Below are 19,809 nucleotides of genomic sequence, written 5' to 3' on the forward strand. Positions count from 1 at the left end.
ATGCGTTTCGGCCCGGAAGTGTGATCCGACCGGCGTATTCGCGCGTCCACGAACTCAGAGATCCCCTCATGGAAATGCTCAACCACCACTGCGGCGTGACGCGCGATGCGCGCGGCGTCGTTCATGTCGCGATCTGCAACGCCGGCTCGCTGAACATTTTGGGCTCGCCCATCACCGATGCGGTGCGCGAAGGCTTGCAGCAGCTCTCGTCCGACCGCAGCATCCGGGTTGTGGTGCTGCGCGGCCAGAGCGAGAAGAGCATGATCGGCGGCGCCGACATCAAGGAGATGGCCAGGCTCGACCAGAATTCCGCCGAGGCTTTCATCAGCCGCCTGCGCGACCTCTGCGAGGCCGTGCGCGCCTTCCCGGCCCCGATGATCGCGCGCATGCCCGGCTGGTGCCTCGGCGGCGGGCTCGAAGTCGCGGCCGCCTGCGATTTCCGCATCGCCGCCCATGACGCGCATTTCGGTATGCCGGAGGTGCGGGTCGGCATTCCCTCGGTGATCCATGCCGCGCTGCTGCCGCGCCTGATCGGGTGGGCCCGCGCGCGCTGGCTGGTGATGACCGCTGAGAACATCGACGCGGCGACGGCTCTGGCGTGGGGACTGGTCGACAAGGTCGCGCCGGAGGGCGGGCTCGATGCCGAGGTCGAGCATCTCGTGAAGGCCCTCCTCGAATGCGGCCCCGAGGCGCTGCGCTCGCAGAAAGCGCTACTGCGGCAATGGGAGGAGCTGCCGCTGACGGAGTCGGTGAATTTGAGCGTCAAAGTCTTCGGCGAGTCGTTCCTGACGGACGAGCCGACGCGGCTAATGGGCGCGTTTGTGAATCGGAAGCGGTAGAGCCATCAGCAACGGTGTCATGCCCCGCGAAGGCGGGGCATCCAGTACTCCGAGCGCCATCGGTTCAATCACAACCGCCTCGGCGTACTGGATCGCCCGCCTGCGCGGGCGATGACAGCAGGTTATGGGACAACCTCTTCCGTTCGCACGACCAAATCTCATGCGAACCACAAGATTTTCTCATGCCCGACGCAGTTGCATTTTTTGCGCCGCATCATATGATGATCATAATCTTACATATGTGACATTTTAGGGAGTCTCCTCCATGGCCGAAGCCGCCGATCCCGTCGTCATCGTCTCCGCCGTCCGTAGCCCGCTCGGCCGCTTCATGGGCGAGCTGTCGCCGCTCCCCGCGCACAAGCTCGGATCGCACGTGATCGGCGCGGCACTCGAGCGTGCCAAGCTTGCGCCGGAGAAGGTCGACGAGGTCTTCATGGGCTGCGTCCTTCCCGCGGGTCAGGGCCAGGCCCCGGCGCGCCAGGCCGCGCGTGCCGCCGGCTTGCCCGACGCCACCGGCGCGACCACCGTGAACAAGGTCTGCGGCTCCGGCATGAAGGCGACCATGCTGGCGCACGACATCATCCGCGCCGGCTCGGCCGAGATCGTCGTCTCCGGCGGCATGGAAAGCATGAGCAATGCGCCGTATCTGCTCGCCAAGGCGCGCGGTGGCTACCGCGCCGGCCACGACCGCATCATCGACCACATGATGATGGACGGCCTCGAAGACGCCTACGAGACCGGCCGCTCCATGGGCGATTTCGGCGAGGCTACCGCCGAAGCCTATCAGTTCACCCGCAAGGACCAGGACGCCTATGCGATGGAAACATTGGGCCGCGCGCGCAAGGCGGTCGAGGGCGGCGCGTTCAAGGCCGAGATTGCGCCGATCACGCTGAGCGAGAAGGCAGGTCCCCGCATCGTTGCCAATGACGAGCATCCGCTCAAGGTCGATCCCGCAAAGATCCCCGGGCTGAAGCCGGCGTTCCGCGCCAACGGCACCATCACGCCGGCGGCCTCCTCCGCCAACGCCGACGGCGCCGCCGCGCTGGTGCTGACGAAGCGCTCGCTCGCCGATCGCAGCGGCCTGCCGGCTCTCGCAGAGATCAAGGGCCACGCCACCCACAGCCAGGAGCCGCAATGGTTCACCACGGCGCCGATCCCGGCGATCCGCAAGCTGCTCGACAAGATCGGTTGGAGCGCCGGCGATGTCGATCTGTTCGAGATCAACGAAGCCTTCGCCGTGGTGGCGATGGCGGCCCAGCGCGATCTCGGCATTCCCCGCGACAAGCTCAACATCAACGGCGGCGCCTGCGCGCTCGGCCATCCCATCGGCGCCACCGGCGCACGGCTGATCGTGACGCTGCTGCATGCGCTCGAGGCGCGAAACCTCAGGCGCGGCGTGGCGGCGCTCTGCATCGGCGGCGGCGAAGCCACCGCGATCGCGGTGGAGCGCCTGACGCACTGACGTAAAAGTCCGGAAATGAGGGAACTCCGTCATTTCAGACGGACGCGTCCCGTGCCATTCTGCAAACTCGCGCAGGTGTTTCAAATCCTGCCCATCAAGATTGAGGCCCAATGATCTCGAACTGGCTCGCGGCAACGCTCGGCCGCCGCAATATCCACTACGGCTGGGTGATGGTCGGCGTGACCTTCCTCACCGCGCTGATCAGCGCCGGAACGGTCGGCGCGCCCGGCGTGTTCATCGTTCCGCTTCAGAAGGAGTTCGGCTGGAGCACGGCGGAGATCTCCTCCGCGCTGTCGATCCGCTTCATCCTGTTCGGGCTGATGGCGCCGTTCGCGGCTGCCCTGCTCAACCGCTACGGCCTGCGCAACGTCACCCTGACCGCACAGCTCATCGTGGTCTCGGCGCTGGTGCTCTCGCTCGGCATGACAGAGGTCTGGCAGCTCGTCGCGCTGTGGGGCGTCGTGATCGGGATCGGCACCGGCATGACCGCGCTGGTGCTGGGCGCCACCATCGCGACGCGCTGGTTCGCGGCGCGGCGCGGCCTCGTCGTCGGCATCATGACCGCGAGCGTCGCCACCGGTCAGCTCGTGTTCCTGCCGCTGCTGGCGAGCCTCACCGAACGCTTCGGCTGGCGGCTTGCGCTCGGTTTTGTTTGCATCGCGCTCGGTGTTTCCGCCCTCGCGGTCCTGCTCGTGATGCGCGACCGACCGAGCGATGTGGGCCTGCGCCCGTTTGGCGACAAAGGCACCACACCCCTGCCCGCGCCGCCCGTCAGCCATGGCTCGATCACGGGCGTTGCACTCGGCACGCTGCGCGACGCCTCGAAGAGCAGCGCGTTCTGGGTCCTGTTTGCGACGTTCTTCGTCTGCGGTGCATCCACCAATGGCCTGGTGCAGGTGCATCTGATTCCGATGTGCCTCGATTTCGGCATCCCGCAGGTGCAGGCCGCGGGCTTGCTGGCCGCGATGGGCATCTTCGACTTCTTCGGCACCATCATGTCGGGCTGGCTGTCGGACCGCTACGACAACCGCTATTTGCTGTTCTGGTATTACGGCCTGCGCGGGCTCTCGCTGATCTTCCTCCCCTTCAGCGATTTCTCGTTCTATGGGCTCTCGATCTTCGCGATGTTCTATGGGCTCGACTGGATCGCAACCGTACCGCCCACGGTGCGCCTCACCGCGCAGAAATTTGGGCCCGAGCGCGCCAATCTGGTGTTCGGCTGGATCTTTGCCGGCCACCAGCTCGGTGCAGGCACCGCCGCCTTCGGGGCCGGTTTCTCGCGGACGGTCTATCAGAGCTACCTGCCCGCCTTCTTCATCGCCGGCGCGCTCTGCGTGTTCGCCTCGCTGATCGTGCTGACGCTCTCGCGACAACCGAAGCCAAAGCCGCAAGCCGCGATGGCTTAGTACCTGATCGTGGTGGTGACGCCGAAGACCGCGGCGTCACCAATCCGCGCAACACCGCTCGGGTCGTCCGGATTCGGGATGCCGCCCGAGGGACGGAACACATATTGGAAGTACGGCGCGATCAGCCAGCCCGGCTTGATGTGCGCCTCATAGATCATCTCGATCAGGGTCTCGTTGCTGCGCACTGGGCTCTGGATGCCCGTGAAGAATTGGGTATCGACGTCGAGGTTGCGCGCGGAGTTCGAGATGCGCATGTAGGCCGCCGCCACGCCGAAGCGATCGAGCGGACGACCGGATACGAAGCCGACAAAGCCGATGCCGCCGTCGAGATAGAGATCGATCAGGTTGCGGTCCGGCGGGCTGTAGGCGATGCGGCCGAACGCGGTGACACCCGGGATCGAGGCCGAAGTGGTGCTCTCCCTGACCTCCGGCGGCCGGTACAGCACCTGCTCGATCACCGCGAAGATACCGTAATTGCCGCGAAGCTTTGCCGGAATGCCGCTGCCGTCGGGATCGGCGATCGACCGCCCATCCGTGGCGAAGCGCTGACTGTCGAACGAGCCATAATGCTTCCAGGCGCCCGGCGTAAAATTGCCGGCGAGCGAACGGCCGCCGATATCGAGGTCGTAGTTGAAGCGGACCTGCCCGATCACCCAAGGCGGGTCGTTGACGCGGAAGGCAAGACCATGATGGTCGCGCAGCTGCGGATCCTGATTGCCCGGGCCTGACGGATCGCCATTGAACACTGCACCGAACAGGGTGACCTGGTCCGACAGCGCGGCCTTGATGCGAATGCCGGGGACCGCGATCGGCGGCGCCGGGCCGCCGGCCGGGAGGTTCGAGGCCTTGATCGCGGGCCAGCCGAAGGTGCCGTTGATGAAGAGATCGTCGGTCTGGCTGTCGAAAAACTCGACATCGGCGGCCTGCTGGCCGGCCCTGATGTTCAAGCGGTCGTTGAAGAAGCTCTGCTCGAAATAGGCATTGTAGAGCCGCTGGTCCGGCAACGCCTCGATCTCGCTGATGGTCGCGAGATTCATGATGTAGTTGCGACTGAGGCCTCGCCCGTAGATCACGAACGCGTTGGCGTAGAAGCGGCCGCCGCTCCAGCCGACCAGCTTGTCGAGATCGGCATCGACCGAAAGATCGAGCCGGCCGAAATGGATGGCGCCGCGCCTAACGCCGCCGGACAAATTTCCAATGTTGTCGGCGATGTAGGCGGCGCCGAAATTCAGGCCCTTGTTGGCGAGGCCGTCATGCCACTCGTTGAACCATTTTGGAGCTAGCCACTCCGCCGCGTTCTCGTCCTTGGCGCCGGCCAGCGCGATGGTGCTCGCCATCGTCCAGGCCAGCACAATCGCGGCCGCATTTCGCAGCGGAAATAGATGTGCGGTCCCGATCACGGCTGATACCGACTGGCGTGCTTTACTTGAAGATACCGGTACGCCGCATGAAGAGATAGGCCGCACCGACCGACGAGGCCATCAGGAGAGCCGCCCAGAAAAATCCACTCTCGACCTCGGTCAGAGGCAGGCCCTTGGTGTTCATGCCGAAGATGCCGGTGATCAGCGTCGGCGGAAGCAGCAGCGAGGTCACGATCGAGAGCGTGTGGAGGTGGTTGTTGCTTTGCTCCTCGTTCTTGAAGCGCAGCTCCTCCTCGAGCAGGCGGCTGCGTTCGCGCAGCTCCACGATGTCGTGGTCGAGGCCGTCCAGCCGCTGCGCCAGCTTGCCGGCCTGGATACGCAGGTCCGGCGAAAGGTGGTCGGTGTTCTTCTGGTCGAGGCGATGGAACAGCGTACGCAGGCCGGTGAGCTGGCGATGCAGCCTGACGCAGGTCCGGCGCAGCCGGCCAAGATTGCGGCGCATCTCCGGCTTGGCGTCGTCGGCCAGAATCCGCTCCTCGATCTCGTCGATCTCCTGACCGAGCTTATCGGCCATCCTATCAAGCGTGTCGGCGACCTCATCGACGATCTTTTCGAGGAGATGGGCGACATTGTCGACGCGGTAGCCGCCTTCGAGCACCCGCCGTGTCGCATCCGCCGAGCACAGAGCCTGATGGCGGCCGCTGATCAGGAGCCGCTCGGTCATGGCGAAGCGCAGGAACGCGGTCTCCTCCGTCGCGCTGCCGATGTCGCGCACGAGGTCGGAGAACACGCCGTAGACGCAGTGGTCGATGACGTGAAGCTGCTGGAAGGTGTCGTTGGACAGCAAGAGCTCGCGCGCGAGCGGCGGCAGCTGTGATGCGGCGATCCACGGCCGTGCGCGCGTGTCCGTGAGGTTGAAATGCAACCAGAGCCGGCCGTCGTGACTGAACTCGATCGGCTGGTCGATCGGCAGCGCCTCGGCGCCGCCGTCGCTGTGGAGGCGGAATGCCCACACCAGGCCGGGAATGCAAGGCACGGAATCCGATATCGTGCTGACAAGCTTAGCCGGCTCGGCCATACCAACTCCCACCGTCAACGAATGCCCCGCTCCGGAAGATGGCTGACGGCATCTCCCGGACCTTCGCGGGTACTCAATTACGGCATTGTTACAGTTTGATGATGACGCCCTACTCGGCGGCCAGCCCGGTGGTGGCCAACTCGGCTTCCCTGATGTAGTCGTGCACGACGCGGCCGAACGGCAGCGTCAGGTCGGCGATGTAATGATGCGCGCCGAGGCAGCGGCGGACCGGGAAATCGGCGACGGGCGCATTGACATGCGGCACCAGATGCAGCCGGCCGGGCCCCATCCAGGAGCCCTTCGGCACGATGTCGATGAGGTTGATCGCGACCAGTTGGCAGATCTCGAGGCGGCCGTCGACGCCGGGGATCATCTTCAGATTGATCTGCGTTTTCGACAGCGTCGCCCGGGTCAGATCGCCGTTGCCGGCCATGCTCTCGTGCTTGTAGCCCATCGTGCCCATGGCGACGAGTTGGCCGGCATATTCCAGCGTGCCCGTCAGCGTGTCTTTGACGATCTCGAGTTTGGGATGGGCGTATTTCTTGGGAAAGCCCCAGATCTCGCGGCCGGCGGCGATCGGCGGATCATCGTCCAGATACATCTGCGAGACGAAGTTGACCTCCTCGCCGTGCAGGCGCGCGGGGATGACGAGGCCGGATTCGGTGTAGCTGCCGAAGCCGGACGAGTCCGGCATCCTGATCCATTCGTAATGCACGATCGGCTGGTCGATCGGCTCCAGCGGCTCCGGCAAGCCGGCGCGGATCAGGTTCGGATCGGTCTCGTAGGTGATGACGAGGAATTCGCGGTCAACAAAGCGATAGGGCCCGGCCGGATAGCTCGGCCCGGCCGCCGGCATGGACGGAAGTCTCAGCAGCTCTTCCCTGCGCATCGCTGGTCTCCTCTAGTGGCGCTCACGTGATGCCCGCCCGGCAGCGTCAGGCGGCGATGCAGATTGCTAGCCGCCGTCATTGACTTCGATGTGAAGGATTTCCGTCAGCCGCACGACCGCAGCCATTCCCAAGGCGGTCATGGTGCATGCAAGCGATGCATCGGCGCCAGAATGTCATCACGCCGTCACCGCCCGACGCAATCGTTTGGCCTCTGTCATTGAAGCATGATCTCCATGCTTGCCAGGAGGCACACCATGGACGCTCGGACGCCGCAACCGCCCCATCAGACGCATCAGCCTCCCGCACGAGGCTGGCGGCCCGAGCGTTGCGACCGCGTTGCGCTGGTGCTGCAAGGTGGCGGCGCGCTCGGCGCGTACCAGGCCGGCGTCTACCAGGCGCTGCACGAGGCCGGCATCGAGCCCGACTGGGTCTGTGGCGTCTCGATCGGCGCGATCAACTCCGCCATCATCGCGGGCAACAAGCCGGAGAAGCGGCTCGAGGCGCTGCGCATCTTCTGGGAGCGCATCACCAACCGCAAGATCTGGCACTACACGCCTGACGGAGACATCTTCCGCCAGTGGCGCAATCTCACCAGCGCGTGGATGACGTCGGCGATGGGCCAACCGGGCTTCTTCAGCCCGCATCAGGTCAATCCCTGGCTGAGCCCGGTCGGCGCCCGGACCGCCACCAGCTATTATGACACGATGCCGCTGAAAGAGAGCCTGCTCGAGCTCGTCGACTTCGACCTCATCAACGAGAAGAAGGTTCGCTTCGCGGTCGGCGCCGTGAACGTGCTCTCCGGCAATTTCATCTATTTCGACAATTCCCACGACGAGATCGAGCCGGAGCACATCATGGCTTCCGGCGCCCTGCCGCCGGCACTGCCGATGGTGCGGATCGGCACCGATCATTTCTGGGACGGCGGCATCGTCTCCAACACGCCGCTTCAGCACCTGCTCGACCAGGAAGACGCGCTCAATTCGCTGGTGTTCCAGGTCGACCTGTTCAGCGCACGCGGCGTGCTGCCGCGCTCGATCCAGGACGTGATGGCCCGCCACAAGGACATCATGTATTCCTCGCGCACCCGCCACAACACCGACGTCTACCGCCGAACCCACAACCTCAAGGTCCTGCTCTACAAGGCCTTGGCCAAGCTGCCCGACGAGCAGCTCTCCGAGGAGGAGCGCAAACTCAAGTCGAGCCTGCGCCACATGCCTGAGATCGCGATCCTGCATCTGATCTACCAGCAGAAGGCCTACGAGGGCGACGCCAAGGACCACGAATTCTCGGGCACCTCGATGCGCGAGCACTGGACCTCCGGCTACGAAGACACCAAGCGCACCCTGAAGCGCCGCGACTGGATCAAGATGCCCGACGAAGGCATGGGCCTCGTTGTGCACGACGTGCACCGGGAGACGGAGAGCGCGTAGCTCTATCGTCCCGTCGCGATCACCCAATTCCCGTTCCCGGCTTGCAGGCACACTTTCGCATTCTCGCGGCTCATTTTGCCCGAGCTTTGCTCTAGCCTTAGCACCCTCTCGAAAGAAAGGGCGCAGGGAAGGCCGGGCGCCGGCTGGCACCCGTAGTCCCGTGTGCGAGCAAGACGCGCACGGGGTGGACGACAGGTGACGCCGGCAACCGGCCTTCCCTGCGCGAATGGTTTTACGGCTTATGACGCGCTCTCCCCGGGGAGCGATGCACTATTGCCCCCGTCGCCTTGCGGATGGCTGATGTGCTGACCCGGTTGGGCAGAGCATCACCACAAGACTTGACGCACAGACCCCGGGCGTCAGGACCACACGATTTTGCCGTCCGCGCACCTCCCCGCCCCTGTCCTCGATGCCTGGCGTGCGCTCGCCATCGAGACCGAACGAGGAGGCTGTCAGCGCCGTGTCGTACCGCGTGTGCAGCTGCTCACGGGAAAACCCGCCCTGCAGCCTGCCCAGCGCGTCGACGCAGTCGCGGCCACCGCCTCCCGGCCCACGTCTCGTGACGATCGCGAAACGCCCTTGTAGCAGGCTGGGATGCGCGCAAACTACGCCTTATCCGAACTTCTGTAAATACGAATATTACTTCAGTGCGGGGTTGACAAGGTGTTTCGCGCGATGGCGCACCAGGTCTCGTGACGCACCTGTCGCCCGGCGTCTCAAGCGACCGAACCGCCGCGCGGGTTGACGATCGTGTAGCCACGCAATGAACGCGCATGCATTCGCGTCGCGTGTCCGCCCGAGTTGGCGTCGTAAGCCAGCCAGGTATCCCCGCTTAGGTGTTGCTCGAGGACGAACACATGTCCGTGTCGGGCTGCGACCATTCCCGGTGCGGGTGATGTCCGCGGGAAGCGCAGCCAGTTCGACGCAAGATTCAATTCCGGCACGATACGGCCGAACACGCGCAGAGCAGCCCCGCAGCCGCAGAAGGAGGAAGGGCAACCTGCGGGACGACTACCGACGATGCGACCGCCCGAGAGGCTCGCCGTCGCGGCGCCGCCTGCGTCGGCCGCTGTCAGTTGCGTCGCGCGATAGGATTGGAGTGAGGACCTGGGAGTTAGGAACGACCTGGAAGTCCTCTCACGGCGCGTTTGCGAATACGAGAAGTCGCAGGGCATCGTGACGTTGCATTCGGCTGCTTGATGAATGCGATAGGGCCGTGCTTCAGAAGCGACGAAACTAAAGGCAACGACGAGACACGCGGAAAGAACCGACTTGAACATTGCAGGGCTCCAAACTGAAGGTCCCTGCCCCTGCAAAGAAACCAATAACAGTTTGGCTGAAATGGTCTCAAATAGCGGCTGAAAGTGGCTGCATTTGCGGGCCGATTTTGGCAATCATCACAGCCCAAGCGTAGCGGCGGAAATGTTTAACTCGCAGAGCCGAATGCGTGTCTTCGCAACCGAGAGGCGACCGCGTTGCATTCGTGCGTCGCATTGTTGTACGCCGCGGCACGATGGCCGAGCGCACAATTGCAGAGGGGCGCCCGCAAGCCATAGCCCCGCCGTTGATTGTCGCGCGAATGGTCAGCCCCGAGTCTTCGCTAAGGCAGATCCTGCGGTTGTCGCAAAGTCCAACTTTGCAGCGCTGAGCGCTGCGGCGAGCTCGTCGATGTGGTAGGGCTTCGACAGGATCCGGATGCCGGCCATTTCGGCGTCGTGAACCGCGGCTTCGGCGTATCCGCTCGTCAGCAGGACCGGGATGTCGCTTCGTCGTCTCTTGATCTCGGACGCGAGTTCGACACCGTTCATGCCGCCCGGCATCATGATATCGGAAAACACCAGATCGACGGAGCGGCCGTCCGCTAGGGCACCGAGAGCCGCCGCGGCACTGGCCGCGCGCGTGACCTGGTAACCGAGCTGCGCAAGCATCTCGCTGACCAGCGCGGCGACCTCGTCGTCGTCTTCGACGAGAAGAACCCGGCCATGATTAGCCCTCTTGGGACGCGCCCTGTTCAGGTCGATGAGATGCCGTTCACCCGAGGGGACATTCCTGGATCGCGGCAAATAGAGCTCAATGCTGGTGCCCTCGTCGACGATCGATTTTATTCGAACCATTCCGCGTGACTGCGTCGCAAATCCGTGGACCTGAGCAAGCCCCAGGCCTGAGCCTTTACCGACGTCCTTGGTCGTGAAGAACGGTTCGAAGACCCGCGCCAGGATCTCGGGGCTCATTCCAACGCCCCTGTCGACCACGGACAGGCGAACGTAATCGCCCGCGATCTCGTTCTCGTTCAGGCCGGCCAGGTTCTCGCCACGGACGACGATCGTGCCACCGTTCGGCATCGCATCGCGGGCGTTGACGGCCAGGTTGAGAATGACCAGTTCGAGCTCTCCCGGATCGACCTCAACCGGCCAAAGCCCCTCCGGAAAATCGAACTCGACGTGAACGTCGCCTCTCAGGCTCCGATCGAGCAATTCGCGCATGCCGCCGATCTGCGCTGGGATGTCGACGGCCTCGGGCCGGAGCTTCTGCCGCCGTGAAAAAGCCAGAAGCTGCCTGGTCAGGCCGGCACCACGCTGCGCCGCCTGAACCATTCCTTCCAACAGACGACGCCGCCGATCAGGATCTGTCTGCCGGTCGAGCATGTCCAATCCGCCGGAGATCACCATCAGCAGATTGTTGAAGTCGTGAGCTACTCCGCCGGTCAATTGTCCGATGGCCTCGATCTTCTGGGCCTGACGAAGGGTCTCCTCGACGCGGGCGCGCTCTTCCATTTCGGCCCGCAGATGCGTGTTGGCCTCCTCTAGCGCGCGCGTGCGCTCGACCACGAGCTTCTCGAGCTCCTGGGCCGTCCGCTCGCGCGCTTGCAGCAAGGTCCGAATTTCATACTGCCGCCGGCGGGCCCGCATTGCGGATTGAATTGCGCTCGTCAGCGTGATCGGCTGAACAGGGCGCTCGAGCAGCGACACGTTGCGGAGCGTCTCGACGATGCTGCGGCGCCAGGCAACCACCGCCGGCTGCTCGCGGTGGCTGGTGAGAATGACAAAGGGCAGGTCGGACCAGGGTGGCTGCCGCTCGATCCAATGTGCCAGCGGCTGGGTATCCTTCCCGAACAAGCCCTCCTCGGCGAGAAGCACCGCGCCCACGCCCGCCGACATCTCGCTGACCAGTTCAGGCAGACCACGACAATTGATTGCCAGGAGATTCGAATTACGGAAAAGCTCGACCGATGCCGGTCCATCGCGGCCGATCGGAGCAAACACGAGGACGCAATGATCGCGGTCGGCGCTCATTCCGACAGCCCTTCCGGCATCTCCGTGCCCGAGTAACGTGGATTCCCGGAAAAGATGCCGCTGAACCCGCTCAGCGGAGGACCTACCGTGATGCCGGCACTGCCAAGACGAAACTCGCGGATGGAATTTTCATGATTGCCGCTGCGCTTCTTCACGACTGAGAGGGCACGCCGCACCGCTCCGCCGACTTCGAAATAGCGCAGCATGAGCACGGCATCGCTCAAATAGCTGATATCGAGAGCCGTCTCCATCGGACCGACCAGCCCATGCTGAGCGAGGATCAGGACGGTCAGCACGCCTTTCTGTCCGAGGTAGCTCAGGAGCTCGTGCATCTGGAGGATGAGAAATCGCTCATCCGGCATTGCGTTGAGGTAGCCGTTCAGACTGTCAATGATAACAATTCGGGCGTTATCCTTTTCGACGCTGTTGCGCACATTGGCGGCGAATTCGCCGGGCGACATCTCGGCGGGATCGATTTGCTTAAATCGGATGAGTCCCGATTGCAGATGGCTTTCAAGGGGCAGGCCTAGCGTTCGAGCCCGGGCCTCCACCGTACCGCGACCTTCATCGAAGGCAAAGAACACCGCATGCTCACCGCGATCTGCCGCTGCGATCGCATAGGTCAGCGCGAGAGAAGACTTGCCGACACCGGCGGCGCCCAAGAGCAGTGCACTGGTGCCGCGCTCGAGCCCTCCTCCCAGGAGCTGGTCAAGTTGCGCATTGCCGCTCGGCGTCAACTCACCGATAAACGAGGTGTGATGTTCCGCTGCCACCAGACGGGGGAATATCCGCACCCCTCCCGCCTCGATTGTGAAATCGTGGAAGCCGCCGCGAAATCGAATGCCGCGCATCTTGATCACGCGAAGCCGCCGGCGCTCTGCCCCATAATCAATGGCGAGCTGTTCGAGCATCACCACGCCATGCGCGATCGAATGGAGCTGCAGATCGTCTTGGGACGATGAGAGATCGTCGAGGAGGATGACCGTGCAATTGCGGTTGGTGAAAAAGTGCTTCAGGGCCAGAACCTGGCGCCGGTACCGCAGCGGGTTCTGCGCAAGGAGGCGCAGCTCTGACAGGCTGTCCAGCACCACGCGCGCGGGATTGATCCGTTCGACCTCCTTGAATATCAGGCCCGTGGTTTCGCTCAGCTCCATTTCGGCGGGGTGGAAGACGGTGAGCTCGCGCTCCGGATCGAGCGTCGTCTCCGGCGGCACCAGTTCGAAGATGTCGACGCCTTGCAGCGACCAGCCGTGCCGCTGTGCAACCAGCGTCAACTCACGCTTGGTTTCCGACAAGGAGATATAGAGCACGCGTTCACCGCAGCGGGCGCCCTCGAGAAGGAATTGCAGCGCCATTGTGGTCTTGCCCGAGCCGGGCCGGCCCTCGTAGAGGTACATGCGATTGGGATCGAGCCCGCCGTAGAGGATATCGTCGAGACCGTCACTGCCGGTCGAAATCCTGGGCAACTCTCCGGGCTCGCTGGTTTGCGCCCGGCTCGATGAATTGATCATTGAACCCCCGTGAAGCTCCGTCGCCGAAAATGCGCTCCGGCCCCGAGATGGGACGCGCGATCAGCGGCCCTGTCTCAGCCGTAAGGCGAAATCTGGCAAAGAACGCCCAAGCCGGGTTCCAAGTTCCGCCTCCCGGGCGCATGTCCGCCAGACTGTCGGCCGCGGAACCGTTCTCGCCCACCATTTCAGCTATTGCGGTCCGACTAGCGGTCCTGGAGGGTCAGCATCGACAAGGCAGTCGCCGGCGCGAAAAGCCATGCCAGCTCACTGGATGATCGCGGCTGCGATCTTCTCCGCCGACATCAGGACCGGAAAATTGGTGTTGGCGCACGGCACCACCGGGAAGATCGAGGCATCGACGACGCGCAGGCCCTGCACGCCTTTGACGCGCCCCTCTGGATCGACCACCGCCATCGGATCGTCAACCCGGCCCATGCGGCACGAGCAGGAGGCGTGCCACACGCCGATGGTCGCCTTGCGCACGAAGGCTTCCAGCGCCTCGTCGTCGTTGACGACGTCGTCGAAGGTGAAGCCCTCGACCACGAAATTGTCGATCATGTAGTGGCGCAGCACTGCCGGTCCGTCCATCAGGGCCGCGGCGATCCTGGTGAGAATCCTGTTTTTGGTGTTGACCACGCCGATCTTGCGCACGCGGTCGGTATAGGAGGCCGGGAACGGCTTGTCCGTCACGGCCCTGACAACGTCGCTCATCTGCACGGCCGCCATCTTGCGGAAACCGCTCATCAGCCGATCGAGGTCGCGCCGGTCGGACAACAGGTTGAACTCGACGATCGGCTCGACGACCGGATCGCGCGAGGCAAGCTTGACCTGTCCGGTCTCGGAATAGGTCTTGTTGACGAATGTCAGCAGCGATCCGATCTGCTCACCGACCGCGTGCCAGGCCGATTTGCTGAGCAGGACGACGAACATGTCGCCTTTCGGTACGCCTTCGAGCCCGGACGAGTAACGCAGGCCAAGCTGCATGTGTCGCCTGGTGTGCTCGTTCATCCGCGCGCCGCGGCGGACAAAGGACGACAGCGAGATCGAGGGATGATCCATCAGGCGCTGGCCGACGCCCTGCAGCCCCATTAGCACGGGAATGCCCATATCCTTGAGGTGACCGACCGGGCCGATGCCGGCGCGCAACAGATGCGCCGGTGAATGGATGGCGCCACTGGAGAGAATGATCTCGCGGGCGCGGAATTCCTGCTCTCGTCCGTCGACCACAGCCTTCACGCCGACGCATTGCGTGCCTTCGAACAGCAATTCCCTGACTTGCGTGTTGGTGGAGATCGTGAGGTTGGCGCGCTTGCGCGTGTCGCGATCGAGATAGCCCATGGCAGCCGAGACGCGTTGCTCGGCCTGGTTCGAGTGCGTCACCGGGAAAAACCCGTCGACGAATTCGCCATTCTGGTCGGGCAGGAACTGATGTCCGGCCTGCTGGAAGGCTTGCGCAAACGCCTGCGAATGCCGCGTCCAGTGCTCCCTGGGGATTCGGCGGACCGGGATCCGGCCGTCCTTTCCGTGGTAGGGACCGTCGAAATCGAGGTCGCGCTCGACCTTCTTGAAGAAGGGCAGCACATCGTTCCAGCTCCACCCCGCAGCGCCGCGCGCGTCCCATTCGTCGTAGTCGGTCGGCGCGCCGCGGTTGGCCATCTGGCCGTTGATCGAGGAGCCGCCGCCAAGCACGCGTGCCTGCTCGTATTTGCGTAAGGGCGGACGTCCTTCGTTCGGATTGTTGTGGCTGACGATCTGGGTCGTGACCTTGAGCTCGGTCCAGTGGAAGCGCGGATCGAAATAGGCCGTCCCCGGATAGCTGTCCCTGATCTCGGCCGGCTCGTCTCCGGGCGGTGTGTCCTGTCCCGCCTCGCAGAGCAGGACCTTGTTGGCGCTCCTCGCCGAGAGCCGGTGGGCCAGCACGGACCCCGCCGAGCCGCCGCCCACGATAATGAAGTCGTACACGATTGGCGCTTCCCTTGTTCTTGCCCGGGAAGCGTAGCGCGTTATTGTTTTGAGGTCACGTCATCGCTGCCACGGCAAAGCGCGAGCACAGATGCCGGCGACACCGAAGGCACCGCCCGGCGGCAGGCATCCGCCGTCCGGTCAGCAGGTGACGAGGGGGCGAACCCAGGGCGCTTTACGGCTTCCTCACGAAGCCCGCGCGCAACCGCTCGGCAAACCAGACTACAAAAATTGCAGCGAACGACAGACAGAAAAATATAGCCGTCCAAAGCAGCGCGTTACCCGCATTTGTCATGACGTCTCTCCCTCGTTCCAAACGAGACGCTTGCAGACAATGGGACGCGTGGCGTTGCGCTAGATCAATTTTGCCCAAATGCAATTGGGCTGAGGTCGGCATCCGCGGCTCGCAGGGGCCGCTGAAGCTACGGCCTGATCGAAAAATTCCCCGGCGGCCCTGGCTTTCGCAATGGCTCCGCCAGCCGCGCGAACTCGCACAGCAGCGACCGCGTCTTCCTGGGATCGATGATCTCTTCGACCCAGAATTTTTCGGCGGAGCGGAACGGCGAGCGCAGCTTGTTAAGGCGGTCCTCGATCTCTTTCAGTTTCTCCGCCTTGTCTTCGGCCGCGTCGATGTCCGCGCGGTAGGCGGCTTCGATGCCGCCTTCCAGTGGGAGCGAGCCCCAATAGGCCGACGGCCAGGCGTAGCGGATCGAGAAGCGGTCGGCCGGCTGATGCACCACGCCGGCGACGCCGAAGGCATTGCGCAGGATCACCGTGCACCAGGGCACCGTGGTCTGGTTGACCGCGGCCATGGCGCGAACGCCATGGCGGATGGTGGCCGCCTTCTCCGCATCGAGCCCGATCATGAAGCCGGGGCAGTCCATGAGATAGACGATCGGCAAATGGAAGGTCTCGGCGAAGTCGACCCAGCGGACCACCTTCTGGCAGGCGTCCGCCGTCCAGGAGCCGCCATAGTGAAAGCTGTCACTGGCAAGCACCATCACCGCCCTGCCCTCGAGCCGCGCGAGACCGACAATGATCGGCTTGCCGAAATTCTTGCCGACCTCGAAAAACGAGCCCTTGTCCACGACTTGTTCGACGATCGGCCGTATCTTGTAGACCTGCTTGCGATTACGCGGCACTGCGCTCATCAGCGCCTCTTCGGTGCGCTCCGGATTGTCGGTGCAGGGCAAGGTCGGCGGCAGCCCGTCAACCGACGACGGCAGATAAGATAGGAATCGCCGCGCGCAGGCAAAGGCCTCCTCCTCGGTGTCGACGGCATGATCGACCGCGCCGGCGCGGGTCTGGATGTCGGCGCCGCCGAGCTCTTCCTTCGAGAGGTCCTGCCCCAGCGCCTTCACCACCGGCGGGCCTGCGACGAACATCGCGGACTTCCGGGTCATGATGGAATAGTGGCTGGCGGCAAGACGCGCGGCACCGAGCCCTGCGACCGAGCCGAGGCCGAGCGCGACCACGGGCACGCGCGACAAATTCTCCGTTGTGAAGCGATACCAGCGTGTGCCGCCGATGCCACCCGGCAAGTTCGCCGCGCCCTTGGTCTCGATGGTCTTGACCGAGCCGCCGCCGCCGGAGCCTTCGATGATGCGGACGATGGGCAGGCGGAGATCATGCGCCATCTCCTCCGCCATCAGCGGTTTTGCGGAGATGGACGCATCCGCCGAGCCGCCGCGCACGGTGAAATCGTCGCCGACCACGACGACGGTGCGGCCCTCGACGCGCGCGCGGCCGAACACGCAGTTCGCTGGCGTCAATTTCTGCAACTCGCCACTGGAATCGTATTCGCCGACGCCGGAGACGGCGCCGATCTCGTGAAAGCTGCCTTTGTCGGTCAGTCTGTCGATACGTTCCCGAACAGTCAGTCGGCCCTGGTCATGCTGACGCTTGACCTTGTCAACGCCGCCCATCTCCCGCGCGAAGGCTTCGCGCCGGGCGAGCTCGTCGAGTTCCGGCTTCCAGTTCATTCACTCCCTCCGAATTGATCGGCTTGTTATTGTTATGGACGGCCATGGCGACTGGTTTACGCGGGATGCGGGCGTTGAAGACGTCGCCCTCTGCGCCGTCCATCAGGCTGCCGAGCGAACGGCCGAGCGCGACCATCAACGGGGCGACTTCGGCATGCAGACGCTGCTCGTCATACATCGCCGAGAGCAGACCGATCGTGATGACAACGAAGGTCTGGTACTGCGGCGACCAGATCGGCACCGCGAGCCCGTTGATGTGCGGGCTCCACAAGCCGCAGGCCACGACATAGCCGCGCTCATGCAGCGACTGCCGGTTGGCCTCGATGCGGGGCTTGAGGATCTTTGCAGCCTCGGGAGCTTCCCGCTCCATGTCCGCGATGAAGGCATCGCCGACCTCGGGCGCCAATGCCGCGGTGTAGGCTGCGCCCGCAGCAGTGGAGGCCATCGAGATTCGGCTGCCGGTGCCCTCGTGCAGGCCCAGTGCAGTCGCCGAACGCGCGAACTGGAGATAGACCAGATGGAAGCGATCGGGGACGACGAAGCCGACCGTGCCGGGCAATTGCTCAGCGACTTCCTGGAGCCGCTGACGGATCATGCTGCGCAGCTGCGCGCCCTTCATCATCGAGGCGCTCATCGCCACAGCGCTTGGACCGATGCGGTATTTCTGATCGCGCGGCAGGTACACGAGCTGACCCATCCGCGTTAGCGTGTGCGTGAGCCGCGACACGGTCGAGCGCGGCAGGCCGCAGCGGTTTGAAATTTCGAGATTGCCGAGCCTGCTATCGTGGCCCTCGAAGCATCGCAACACGTCGAACGCGCGCGACACCACCTGGATGACATCACCCTCACCGGCTTCGCCAGCGAGCGCACCTTGCCTACTCAACCGCTCTGAACGTCGTCCCATGATCCCTACCGCTTGTTCCGCTGTGCGGAATTAAATTCCGCTTGCGGAAGAAACTACCTCAGGCATTTTGCGACCACAAGAAGAAGGCGATGGCATGCCAGAGATTAAGATCGTCACGGAGATCGCGGGTCGCATCTGCTCAACTCCCGTGCAAGTTGGAGGAACCGTTGCGGATGGCGATGAGATTGTGGTGGTCGAAGCGATGAAGATGGAGATCCCTGTGCTTTCTCCTGCGAGCGGCAAGATCACATCGCTTCTGGTGAAGCTCGACGACGTCGTTGCCGAGGGACAGACGATCGCGATCGTCGCGAACTGACTGCATTACCCGTCGTTTCCGCGACTGCGTTCGCGGTACGCCGTTGCCATCGCCTGATCGCGATGACATGATCCGTTTCAAACAAAACCTGTTTCAAACAAAGAAAGAAAATCGTCGCGGCAAACGCGAGGATCATTGGAGGGAAACATGCGTCGTGGGCTGGTCATGCTCGCGCCTGCTTTGGTGGCGGGCCTTTCTTTTGCGTCTACACGCTATGCATTCGCCGAAGATATCAAGCTGCCGGCGACATTGACGTTCACCGCCTACGACACTGGCACCGCCGGCTTCAACATCGCGGTCGGCGTCGGCAAAATGATGAAGGACAAATACTCAACCGACGTGCGCGTGCTCCCCGCAGGCAACGACGTCGCGCGTCTCGCGCCGTTGCGCGCCAAGCGCGCGGTTTCTTCCGCGATGGGATCGGGTACCTATTTCGCGCAAGAAGGCGTGTTCGAGTTCGGCTCCAGGGAATGGGGCCCGCAACCGCTCCAGATCATGCTCTCATCCGTCGACTGCAATTGCGGCACGCTCGGCGTGGCCGCGGACACAGGCGTGAAGGAGCTCAAGGACCTCAAGGGAAAGCGCGTCGGCTTCGTCGTCGGCTCGCCGGCGCTGAACCAGAACTCGCTCGCGGTGCTCGCCTTCGCCGGCCTGACGCAGAAGGACGTCAAGGTCGTCGAGTTCGCAAGCTACGGCGCGATGTGGAAGGGCCTGATCAACAACGACACCGACGCAGCCTTCGGCACCACCATCACCGGCCCCGCCAAGGAAGCCGAGACCTCGCCGCGCGGCCTGATCTGGCCGCCGCTGCCCGCCAAGGACAAGGAAGGCTGGGCGCGGATGCAGAAGGTCGGCTCGTTCTTCTTCCCGCAGACCGCGACCTGCGGCGCCGGCATCTCGCCGGACAAACCGATCGAGCTCGGCAACTACCCCTACCCGATTTTCGTCGCCTACGCCTCGCAAGCCCCCGACCAGGTCTATGCGATCACCAAAGCGATGATCGTGAACTACGATTCCTACAAGGACGCCGCACCCGGCGCCGGCGGGCTTGCGGCCGATCGCCAGACCAAGAACTGGGTGGTGCCGGTGCATCCCGGCGCGGTAAAGGCGCTGAAGGAAGCCGGGCAATGGAGCGACGCGCAGGACACGCACAACAACAGACTGATCAAGCGCCAGGAGGTGCTTGGCGCAGCGTGGACCGACTACGGAAAGTCCAACCCGCCTGCGGATGACAAGGCGTTTCTCGACGGCTGGATGAAAGCGCGTGCCGCAGCGCTTGCGAAGGCCGACATGCCGAACGGGTTCGAGGAATAATTTCGCGATGGGCCTGATGGTTGCCACGCGCGAGCTGCGCTCTCTCCCGCTTGCGAGGGCT

15 protein-coding genes are annotated in these 19,809 nt (G+C 63.9%); 6 read left to right on the forward strand and 9 right to left on the reverse strand.

What is annotated here, in order from left to right:
* Positions 1-68 precede the first annotated feature (68 nt).
* The 3 genes from FXB41_RS23115 to FXB41_RS23125 all read left to right on the forward strand — a co-directional run bounded on the left by FXB41_RS23115 (position 69) and on the right by FXB41_RS23125 (position 3,707).
* A complete protein-coding gene (locus FXB41_RS23115; RefSeq protein ID WP_219683322.1) occupies positions 69-839 on the forward strand; it encodes an enoyl-CoA hydratase in 771 nt (256 codons plus the stop codon).
* 265 nt (positions 840-1,104) lie between these two features.
* Complete coding sequence (locus tag FXB41_RS23120; RefSeq protein WP_219683323.1) at positions 1,105-2,301, forward strand: acetyl-CoA C-acyltransferase; 1,197 nt, start codon at positions 1,105-1,107, stop codon at positions 2,299-2,301.
* 110 nt (positions 2,302-2,411) lie between these two features.
* A complete protein-coding gene (locus tag FXB41_RS23125) occupies positions 2,412-3,707 on the forward strand; it encodes an MFS transporter (protein WP_219683324.1) in 1,296 nt (431 codons plus the stop codon).
* On the opposite strand, the gene FXB41_RS23130 is transcribed toward FXB41_RS23125, so the two are convergent.
* The 3 genes from FXB41_RS23130 to FXB41_RS23140 form a co-directional block, all read right to left on the reverse strand.
* Positions 3,704-5,107 (reverse strand): carbohydrate porin, encoded by a 1,404-nt coding sequence (locus FXB41_RS23130; RefSeq protein ID WP_219683325.1) that lies wholly within the window; start codon positions 5,105-5,107, stop codon positions 3,704-3,706. The genes FXB41_RS23125 and FXB41_RS23130 overlap by 4 nt on opposite strands.
* A 22-nt stretch (positions 5,108-5,129) precedes the next feature.
* Entirely contained in the window at positions 5,130-6,146 is a 1,017-nt protein-coding gene (locus tag FXB41_RS23135; protein WP_219683326.1) for a transporter, read from the reverse strand.
* A 109-nt stretch (positions 6,147-6,255) separates the two neighbouring features.
* Positions 6,256-7,035 carry an acetoacetate decarboxylase gene (locus FXB41_RS23140; RefSeq protein WP_219683327.1) on the reverse strand — a complete coding sequence of 260 codons (780 nt, stop codon included), beginning with the start codon at positions 7,033-7,035 and terminating at the stop codon, positions 6,256-6,258.
* Positions 7,036-7,290: 255 nt separating this feature from the next.
* Here FXB41_RS23140 and FXB41_RS23145 point away from each other — a divergent pair, with 255 nt between their 5' ends.
* Complete coding sequence (locus tag FXB41_RS23145) at positions 7,291-8,466, forward strand: patatin-like phospholipase family protein (RefSeq protein ID WP_219683328.1); 1,176 nt, start codon at positions 7,291-7,293, stop codon at positions 8,464-8,466.
* A gap of 716 nt (positions 8,467-9,182) precedes the next feature.
* Here FXB41_RS23145 and FXB41_RS40940 read toward each other — a convergent pair.
* The 6 genes from FXB41_RS40940 to FXB41_RS23175 all read right to left on the reverse strand — a co-directional run bounded on the left by FXB41_RS40940 (position 9,183) and on the right by FXB41_RS23175 (position 18,118).
* Positions 9,183-9,746 carry a hypothetical protein gene (locus tag FXB41_RS40940; RefSeq protein ID WP_007592281.1) on the reverse strand — a complete coding sequence of 188 codons (564 nt, stop codon included), beginning with the start codon at positions 9,744-9,746 and terminating at the stop codon, positions 9,183-9,185.
* A gap of 303 nt (positions 9,747-10,049) precedes the next feature.
* Positions 10,050-11,759, reverse strand: a complete 1,710-nt coding sequence (locus tag FXB41_RS23155; RefSeq protein ID WP_219683329.1) for a response regulator — start codon at positions 11,757-11,759, stop codon at positions 10,050-10,052.
* Positions 11,756-13,270 (reverse strand): ATPase domain-containing protein, encoded by a 1,515-nt coding sequence (locus FXB41_RS23160; protein WP_035992861.1) that lies wholly within the window; start codon positions 13,268-13,270, stop codon positions 11,756-11,758. Before FXB41_RS23160 ends, FXB41_RS23155 begins: the two co-directional genes overlap by 4 nt.
* A 264-nt stretch (positions 13,271-13,534) precedes the next feature.
* Entirely contained in the window at positions 13,535-15,232 is a 1,698-nt protein-coding gene (locus tag FXB41_RS23165) for a GMC family oxidoreductase (RefSeq protein ID WP_219683330.1), read from the reverse strand.
* Positions 15,233-15,654: 422 nt separating this feature from the next.
* Entirely contained in the window at positions 15,655-17,214 is a 1,560-nt protein-coding gene (locus FXB41_RS23170; RefSeq protein WP_219683331.1) for an acyl-CoA carboxylase subunit beta, read from the reverse strand.
* A complete protein-coding gene (locus FXB41_RS23175) occupies positions 17,144-18,118 on the reverse strand; it encodes an IclR family transcriptional regulator (RefSeq protein ID WP_219683332.1) in 975 nt (324 codons plus the stop codon). Before FXB41_RS23175 ends, FXB41_RS23170 begins: the two co-directional genes overlap by 71 nt.
* A 94-nt stretch (positions 18,119-18,212) precedes the next feature.
* On the opposite strand from FXB41_RS23175, the gene FXB41_RS23180 reads away from it, so the two are divergent.
* Positions 18,213-18,434 (forward strand): acyl-CoA carboxylase biotin carboxyl carrier protein subunit, encoded by a 222-nt coding sequence (locus FXB41_RS23180; RefSeq protein ID WP_219683333.1) that lies wholly within the window; start codon positions 18,213-18,215, stop codon positions 18,432-18,434.
* A gap of 147 nt (positions 18,435-18,581) precedes the next feature.
* A complete protein-coding gene (locus tag FXB41_RS23185; RefSeq protein WP_219683334.1) occupies positions 18,582-19,748 on the forward strand; it encodes a TAXI family TRAP transporter solute-binding subunit in 1,167 nt (388 codons plus the stop codon).
* Positions 19,749-19,809: the final 61 nt, after the last annotated feature.

This window comes from Bradyrhizobium canariense (genome assembly GCF_019402665.1).
GTDB lineage: Bacteria > Pseudomonadota > Alphaproteobacteria > Rhizobiales > Xanthobacteraceae > Bradyrhizobium > Bradyrhizobium canariense.

Bases quoted from the DNA above. Each gene is read 5' to 3' on its own strand.
- FXB41_RS23145 (WP_219683328.1), top strand. From the start codon at position 7,291: ATGGACGCTCGGACGCCGCAACCGCCCCATCAGACGCATCAGCCTCCC.
- FXB41_RS23180 (WP_219683333.1), top strand. From the start codon at position 18,213: ATGCCAGAGATTAAGATCGTCACGGAGATCGCGGGTCGCATCTGCTCA.
- FXB41_RS23175 (WP_219683332.1), bottom strand. From the start codon at position 18,118: ATGGGACGACGTTCAGAGCGGTTGAGTAGGCAAGGTGCGCTCGCTGGC.
- FXB41_RS23115 (WP_219683322.1), top strand. From the start codon at position 69: ATGGAAATGCTCAACCACCACTGCGGCGTGACGCGCGATGCGCGCGGC.
- FXB41_RS23140 (WP_219683327.1), bottom strand. From the start codon at position 7,035: ATGCGCAGGGAAGAGCTGCTGAGACTTCCGTCCATGCCGGCGGCCGGG.
- FXB41_RS40940 (WP_007592281.1), bottom strand. From the start codon at position 9,746: ATGTTCAAGTCGGTTCTTTCCGCGTGTCTCGTCGTTGCCTTTAGTTTC.
- FXB41_RS23120 (WP_219683323.1), top strand. From the start codon at position 1,105: ATGGCCGAAGCCGCCGATCCCGTCGTCATCGTCTCCGCCGTCCGTAGC.
- FXB41_RS23125 (WP_219683324.1), top strand. From the start codon at position 2,412: ATGATCTCGAACTGGCTCGCGGCAACGCTCGGCCGCCGCAATATCCAC.
- FXB41_RS23135 (WP_219683326.1), bottom strand. From the start codon at position 6,146: ATGGCCGAGCCGGCTAAGCTTGTCAGCACGATATCGGATTCCGTGCCT.
- FXB41_RS23185 (WP_219683334.1), top strand. From the start codon at position 18,582: ATGCGTCGTGGGCTGGTCATGCTCGCGCCTGCTTTGGTGGCGGGCCTT.
- FXB41_RS23160 (WP_035992861.1), bottom strand. From the start codon at position 13,270: ATGATCAATTCATCGAGCCGGGCGCAAACCAGCGAGCCCGGAGAGTTG.
- FXB41_RS23170 (WP_219683331.1), bottom strand. From the start codon at position 17,214: ATGAACTGGAAGCCGGAACTCGACGAGCTCGCCCGGCGCGAAGCCTTC.
- FXB41_RS23155 (WP_219683329.1), bottom strand. From the start codon at position 11,759: ATGAGCGCCGACCGCGATCATTGCGTCCTCGTGTTTGCTCCGATCGGC.